A 5790-nucleotide genomic window follows, 5' to 3' on the forward strand; every position below is an offset into this window, starting at 1 on the left:
GCCACCAGCACCACGGATCCGGGTACGATGCCGCCGCCGAGCACGCGGTCGAATTCCGCGAATCCCGTGGCTATGCGGCTTGTGGACGCGGTGTCCACCTGCGTGATCGGCTGTGCCACCTCCTCCGCCACGATGGCGGCCTGAGTGCGTGAAACCCGTCCGGCGGCACCGTGTGCATCCCCCGCCTGCCGCATGCCCGCGCCTGTGCGCGATCGCGCGGCGGGACGGGCCTCGTGGAATTCGTCGATTGTGCCCCATTGGCCGCATTCGGGGCATCGTCCGAACCATTTGGCGCCACTCCATCCGCATTCGGAACAGAGGAAATGCGTGGGATTCTTTGCCATGCCCTCGACGCTATCCACCCAGTTTGACATCGTGCTGGCCCACGTGTGGGTCCACTCACGTCGGTGCGTCTGCGAATTGTGCAAGAATCAAGATATGTCTGAGAATCAAGCTCCGTCCCCGCAAGCCAAGTCGTCCGCATCGTCCGCGTCGTCCGCCCATTCGCATACCCGCACCGTGGCCGTGGTGATCGCCGCCGCCGTGGTGGTGGTCGTCGCGGTCGTCACCGCATTCTGGGTGCCCGGATGGGCGGTGAGGAAGGAGGAGACCGTTACCGCGGAGCCCTCGGCCCAGGCCACGCAGACGGCTGACCCCACCCCCACGATTTCCGCCTCGGCGCTGCCTTCGGATGCTTCGGAACTGCTGAAGGCGATGCCGGATACCGTCCTCAACTATGCGCGTACGGCGGCGTCCGCCTCAACCGAATGGACATCCGCGGCGCCGATTGAGGAATACACCCTGGTGTATTCCACCGGCGACGATGCCAACGATGTCACGCTGGTGGTCGCCCAGTGGTCTGATAAGGACAGCGCCAAGAAGCAGTACGACGCGTTGACTGGCGGCCTCACCGGCAAGGAGCTCGCGTCCGGCAACGTGAAGGTGTCGGGATCGAATACCGGCTCGTACGTCACCAGGGAGGACGCCTCCAACACCAATAACGCCGTGTCCGTGTGGCAGAACGACACCGTGGTGTTCCGCGCGACCGGTGCCAAGCAGGCCGTGCAGGATCTGACGAAGCGTTTCCCGCTGTAACCCGCTGTAACCCCCGGCCGCCCCCGGATGCCCCGCATGACGTTCGTCACAAGCGCCACGCCGCAGCGTTTGGTGGACGTCATGTGCGCTCGTCGAATAATGCGTGTACAATCGGGAAAGTTGCAACTTTTCTACTAGTAGAGATCGGAGGCTGAACGATGGGTTCCGTCATCAAGAAGCGCCGCAAGCGGATGAGCAAGAAGAAGCACCGCAAACTGCTGCGCAAGACTCGTCACCAGCGCAAGTAGTCTTGCCGCTGATGTCGGCGAGATGAACGTAAACCCCGCGATTCATAGGAAATTCCACGAATCGCGGGGTTTTATCGTATGACGTCGGGCGCCTCGCCTCCGGCCACTTGTTCGAGCTACTTGTTCGAATTGGTCATCACACGAGGACCATTGGGGTCGCCCACAATGACGGTGTCGACCATATTGAGGAACAGGCCGTGCTCGACGACGCCGACGGTGGTGATGAGGTCCTCCGCCAGATCGGACGGGTGATCGATGCGGCCAAGATGCAGATCGACCACATAGTTGTTCTCGTCGGTGCGCACCGGCTCGCCTTCGGCGTTGAGGCGCAGCACCGGCTTGTACCCCTTGGCTTTGAACGTCTTGATCACATGGCCGGCGCCGAAGGGGATCACTTCTACCGGCAGCGGGAACGCGCCGATGGTGTCCACCACCTTGGACTCGTCCACAATCCACACGATCTTGTTGGAATTGGTCGCGACGATTTTCTCCCATAGCAGCGCCGCACCGCCGCCCTTGATGCCGTTGAAGTCCTTGTCCACTTCGTCGGCGCCGTCGATGGTCAGATCGATGTGGTCGACATCGTCGATGTTCACGATGTTGATGCCGTAGCCTTCCGCCTGCTCCTGCGTGCGGCGTGAAGTTGTGACGCCGGTGAATTCAAGGCCCTCCTCCTTGACGCGGCGGCCGAGTTCGTCGACGAGGAACCGGACGGTGGAGCCAGTGCCCAGTCCTGCGACCATACCGTTGGTGACGAGTTTGGCCGCTTCAATGCCGGCCGCTTTCTTAAGGGCATCCTGTTGTGCCTTGTCCATGAAATCCTCCTTGACTGTTCAAGCATACGAGTACTTGGTTCCAGTCTACGACGGGTTTGCGATGCGCGTCCGGGTGACGGCTACCGTTCGTGGACGTCCCTGAGCTTGAAGGTCGCGCCATCCAGCCTGATCGCGCCATCCTGGCCGATCGGCGCGTCAATGGTGATCTCGCCGCCGTCCAGCGGAATCGTTCCGATGATATGCAGATCCTTGCCGGCCCAGCGGGGGGACGTCGATGGTGCGGGCGTGATGCGGATCGAACCGGTGGCGACCAGTCCCGTGACGCTTGATGCGTTGACGGGCGCGGAGGGTTCGTTGGCGACGGGGGTGGCGTCATCTCCGTCGCTTGGAGCGGAAGTCTCGCCGTTATTGCCGTTGTCGGAGTCCGCTGCGCTGGAGAAATCGCCGTAATCCGGTACCCCTTCAGGCTCTGCCAGACGGTCGGCCAGCGACGAAACCGGTCGGGCGGCCGGTGACGAATGGTTGGGCTGTTCTGACTTCGGACGTTGCAGGGAGTTCGCGTCCGCCTTGCCGTCCAACACCAGCTGCACATCCGGCGGCACGTCAAGGCCCTGTGCGTATTCGGAAGCCAGCAGCGATTGCCATCCCTCGATCGGCAGATATCCGTCGCGCGCGCCTGAACGGCAGTCGCCCGCGTAGGTGCGCGCCAACTCGTCCACCAGCTCGTTGCCTGCGTTGCCGGCGTGTCCTTTCACCCATTTGAAATGAACGGGCCCTTCGCGTTTGGAGATCTCGGCGTCGATCGCCTTGATCAGTTCGGCGTTCTTCACCGGCTTCTTCTGCGAGTTCTTCCAGCCATTCCTCTTCCAGCCGCGCACCCATGTGGTGGAGCAGTTGATGGCGTATTGGGAATCGGATTCGATCAGCAGCGGTCTGGGACCGGGATGCGCGCGCAGCGCCATCAGCACCGCGCACAATTCCCCGATCTGGTTGGTGCCGTTGGTGGCGCCGCCCGCATCATGGCCGCGCTCATCATGGTCATGGCCCGGCTGGTGTCCTGTGTTATGGGCGTGGTCGGTCCACGCCCAACCCATGGGGCCGTTGGGATTCCCCAGTGCCGAACCGTCTGTGGATACCACGATCTCGTCATGTGTCATAACTTCCCAGCCTACGGCATGGTCTTACGGAACATGGCGGGAGATGTCGTCGTGGGGAATGTCGTCGGGCACAGCCGGCCGGGGGCGCGACACGCCGGCGTCAGACGCGGATCACATCCTTCAGTTCGGGGTGCGACGCATAGATCGCCTCCAGATCCTGTGCGGTCGGTCGCACGGGTCGGTCGCGCGGCACCGTCACTATGCAGATGATGCCAAGGGGCCGGCCGTCGGTGGCGCTGAACTGGTGCCATTCGTCGTGATCCACGAACACCAGGTCGCCTTGCTCCACATGCCGCGTCTCGGAGCCCACCAGCGCGGTGCCGCTGCCCCGGAAGACAATCACCTCATGCGTATGCCAATGATGTTCGAAGGTGGTCCATCCGCCCGGAGCCACTTCGAAGTACCTCACCTGATTGTTCTGCCCGCAGTCGTCGTTGAATAGTACGCGCCGCGTCACCGACCGGAATGTCGTGTCGTGCTCCTTGTAGATCAGCGGCTCGACCTCCGGCCAGCGATACGGCTCCTTCTGCTGGCGGAATGCCGGGGTGACGGCGTGCAATGGCTTGGGCATGATGCTCCCCTCGATGACGGATCGGCTGATGCGCCGCTGTGACTTGGACTCGTATCCATTTATATCCTTGCGGACGTCGCGATGCGGTTGATGCGCCGCAAATGGCTCTTGGTGTTGCTTGGTGCCGGTAATAGGCAGGGCCTATAGCGATGCGGATATGTCGAAAACCCAGTGTTCGCGGGGCTTTTCGAGCGGGCTATAAGCAGATGCTATGGCAGGTCGGCTTGCCGCGTGGGATCGCGTTCGTACAGTGGGGCGTGCCTTCCGATCAGGATGACCTGCGGGAGAGCGGTACGTATTCGGCAACAAGAGAGGGAATGCATCATGACGATTGGAAAGCGATTGACCGGTATCGCCGCGCTGGCCGTGGCGGGCGCCCTGATGCTTGGCGGTTGCGGCGCGCAGACCTCGAGCGACGGTGGTTCGAAGGACACGGTCACCATCGGCGTTTCGGTGCGGGCGACGGATTCGGATTTTTATGTGCAGTGGCTGCAGGGGCTTAAGGATGAGGCGAAGCGGTACAATGTCACGCTGAACGTCAAGGACGCCAATGGCGACGACAGCCAGCAGATCCTCGACGTCGAGTCGCTGACCGCCACCAAGCCGGATGCGTTGATCGTCGATCACGCATTGGAGGGCGTGACGCCCAATGCCCAGCAGGCGCTTGACGCCGATATTCCCGTGGTGGGATTCGATTCCGTCATCAATGACGATCGTGCGATCAAAGTGTCCCAGTCCGACGCCGAACTTGCCAAACTGGCCGTGCAGCCGCTGCTGGAGCGTACCGGCGGCACGGCCAAGGTGATCTATGCGTATGTGGCGGGCTTCGCTCCGCTGGACCGCCGAAATGCGGAGTGGGAACAGGTGAAGAAGGACAACCCCGGTCTTGAGCAGGTGGCCCAGGTCGGTGTCGTCAACGAATCCACCGCGGCGCAGACCGCCGAGCAGACCAAGGCCGCATTGCAGGCCAATCCTGGCGTGGCCGCGATCTTCGCCCCGTACGACGAATTCGCCAAGGGCGCGGCCCAGGCCGTGCAGGAGCTCGGATTGTCGGACGCCGTGAAGGTGTATGGCGTGGACATTTCCGATGCCGACATCTCCGTGCTGACCCAGGACGGCAGTCCGTGGGTGTCCACCGCCACCACCGATCCGTCCAACGATGGCGCGGTGACGTTCCGCACCGCCTATTTGGCCGCACAGAAGAAAACCGATTCCAAGGAGGTGGTGGTGCCGCCGTCGCTGGTAACCGCCGATGAGCTCAGGAAGCAGAACATCACCAGCGTGTCCGGGCTGATCTCGGCGTTCCCTGATCTGCGCACCGACGACATCTCCGCCATCAAGGGATAGCCGGCGTCGCGTCCATCGTGATTTTCGCGCGTGATTTCGCGGTATTGCCTATTCGAGAGGATCAATGACTATGGTTAGCAGTTCGCCCGTGGTGCTGGAGGTCAGGGGCGTCACCAAGGATTTCGGCGCCACCCATGCCCTGCGAGGCGTCGACTTCGACGTTCGCGCCGGCGAAATAGTCGGGCTGCTGGGCGCTAACGGCGCCGGCAAATCCACGTTGACCTCCATCATCTCCGGCGCGCTGCCGCCCACGTCGGGCAGCCTGGCGATCGAAGGCCGCACCGCGGTCTTGGGATCGGTGGCGGCCGCCTCGCGGGCGGGCGTCGAAACCATTGTCCAGAATCCCGATGATGCGTTGGTGGCGGACTGTTCCGTGGCGTATAACCTGGTGCTGCCGCGCATCATCCAGGGATTGTTCCCGGCGTACGCAGGCTCCGCCGCCATCGAGAAGGAGGCGAGACGGATCGCCGGTGACGAGTTGGACGGCATCGATCTCGACGCTTTGGTGCGCGACCTGCCCACAGGCCAGCGCCAGCAGGTGCTGATCGCCCGTTCGCTGTCCACGAATCCGAAACTGCTGATCCTCGACGAGCCGA

General features: G+C 62.7%; 7 protein-coding genes and 1 pseudogene. 4 read left to right on the forward strand and 4 right to left on the reverse strand.

Annotated features, from left to right (window positions below):
- Positions 1-344 (reverse strand): annotated as a pseudogene (locus B2994_RS04975) (DNA repair protein RadA); the annotation flags it as partial.
- A gap of 94 nt (positions 345-438) precedes the next feature.
- Between B2994_RS04975 and B2994_RS04980 the strand changes: the two are divergent.
- Both B2994_RS04980 and B2994_RS04985 read left to right on the forward strand, forming a co-directional pair.
- On the forward strand, positions 439-1095 hold the full coding sequence (locus B2994_RS04980) for a hypothetical protein (protein WP_291527270.1): 657 nt from the start codon (positions 439-441) through the stop codon (positions 1093-1095).
- A gap of 158 nt (positions 1096-1253) precedes the next feature.
- Entirely contained in the window at positions 1254-1343 is a 90-nt protein-coding gene (locus tag B2994_RS04985) for a 30S ribosomal protein bS22 (protein ID WP_004268639.1), read from the forward strand.
- Between the two features lie 116 nt (positions 1344-1459).
- On the opposite strand, the gene rpiA is transcribed toward B2994_RS04985, so the two are convergent.
- From rpiA to B2994_RS05000, 3 genes are all read right to left on the reverse strand, one after another.
- Complete coding sequence (gene rpiA / locus B2994_RS04990) at positions 1460-2158, reverse strand: ribose-5-phosphate isomerase RpiA (protein ID WP_291527271.1); 699 nt, start codon at positions 2156-2158, stop codon at positions 1460-1462.
- Positions 2159-2238: 80 nt separating this feature from the next.
- The gene (locus tag B2994_RS04995; RefSeq protein ID WP_414630642.1) at positions 2239-3213 is read right to left on the reverse strand and encodes a ribonuclease H family protein; all 975 of its coding nucleotides are present in this window, start codon (positions 3211-3213) and stop codon (positions 2239-2241) included.
- Between the two features lie 163 nt (positions 3214-3376).
- Positions 3377-3847, reverse strand: a complete 471-nt coding sequence (locus B2994_RS05000; RefSeq protein ID WP_291527273.1) for a cupin domain-containing protein — start codon at positions 3845-3847, stop codon at positions 3377-3379.
- Between the two features lie 324 nt (positions 3848-4171).
- Here B2994_RS05000 and B2994_RS05005 point away from each other — a divergent pair, with 324 nt between their 5' ends.
- Positions 4172-5194, forward strand: coding sequence for a substrate-binding domain-containing protein (locus B2994_RS05005; protein ID WP_291527274.1), 1023 nt, complete (start codon positions 4172-4174; stop codon positions 5192-5194).
- A gap of 70 nt (positions 5195-5264) precedes the next feature.
- Positions 5265-5790 (forward strand): ATP-binding cassette domain-containing protein (locus tag B2994_RS05010; RefSeq protein ID WP_291527275.1); only part of this gene is annotated, 526 nt, incomplete at its 3' end.

This window comes from Bifidobacterium sp. UBA744 (assembly GCA_002298605.1).
Lineage (GTDB): Bacteria > Actinomycetota > Actinomycetes > Actinomycetales > Bifidobacteriaceae > Bifidobacterium.